Origin of the sequence: Streptomyces sp. CC208A, assembly GCF_030010625.1 — a bacterium.
In the GTDB taxonomy this organism is placed as follows: domain Bacteria; phylum Actinomycetota; class Actinomycetes; order Streptomycetales; family Streptomycetaceae; genus Streptomyces.
Window position 1 is genome coordinate 1 of the sequence record NZ_JASCXN010000101.1, and the last position, 1,183, is coordinate 1,183.

The window sequence follows — 1,183 nt, forward strand, 5'->3', positions numbered from 1 at the left end:
CCACCAGCACGATGGCAGCACCACGTAAGTACCCGGATGAACTGCGCGAGCGCGCGATCCGTGAGGTCCGCACCACCGGCCGCCCGATCGCCCACGTCGCGAAGGACCTCGGCATCCACAAGGAGGCCCTGCGCGGCTGGGTCCGCCAGGCCGAGGCCGACCGCGGCGAGCGGGACGACCGGCTCACCACCGCCGAGCTCGACGAGCTGAAGCAGCTTCGCAGGGAGAATGCGGAGTTGAGGCGGGCGAACGAGATCCTGAAAGCCGCCTCGGTGTTTTTTGCCCAGGAGATCGACCGTCCCCGGACGAGGCCGAGCAGGTGATCGACCACCTGCGCGAGAGGGGCCTCGGGGTCGATCCCGTCTGCCGGGTGCTGGAGCTGTCGCCGTCGACGTACTTCGCCCGCAAGAAGCGGCCGAAGTCGGCCCGCCGACTCCGCGACGAGCAGTTGATGCCGCTGATCGAGGAGGTCCACGCGGAGTCGGGCGGCACCTATGGCGCCCGCCGGATCACCCGCGCGCTTCGGCGCAAGGGCCACGGGGTGGCCCGCTGCACCGTCGAGAGGCTGATGGCCGAGCTCGGCCTGGAGGGCGTCATCCGTGGCCGGCGGCGTCGGACCACGATTCCGGAACCGTCGGCGCCGCGTCCGCCGGACCTGGTCGACCGGGACTTCACCGCCTCCCGGCCCGATCAGCTGTGGGTCGCGGACATGACGTATGTCCGCACCTGGTCGGGGTGGGCGTATGTGGCGTTCGTCCTGGACGTGTACTCGCGGATGATTGTCGGCTGGCAGGTCGCGAACCACATGCGGACACAACTCCCGCTGGACGCCCTGGAGATGGCGCTGTGGCGGCGTCGGATCAAGAAGGACTCCGGGCTGATACATCACAGCGACCGCGGGTCGCAATACGTATCAATTCGATATACCGACCGGCTCGCTGGCATCGGTGCCTCCGCGTCGGTCGGCTCCGTCGCGGACAGCTACGACAACGCGATGGCCGAGGCCCTGAACGGCACCTTCAAGGCCGAGCTGATCGAGATGCAGGGCCCCTGGAAGGACGTCGACCAGGTCGAGCAGGCGATCTTCCAGTGGATCACCTGGTACAACGAGGAGCGTCTGCACTCCGCGCTCGACTACGTTCCGCCGACCGAGTACGAACAAGCCTTCTGGCGGAGCCAGGAG

General features: G+C 68.2%; 1 protein-coding gene. It reads left to right on the top strand.

From position 1 onward, the window contains the following. Positions 1-11 precede the first annotated feature (11 nt). Positions 12-1,183 (top strand): IS3 family transposase gene (locus QK442_RS36150; protein WP_282698379.1). Its coding sequence is split into 2 segments (ribosomal slippage), with 1,173 coding nucleotides annotated over them: positions 12-276 and positions 276-1,183; the frame shifts between segments, so codons are not numbered across the junction. This gene is flagged as partial in the annotation.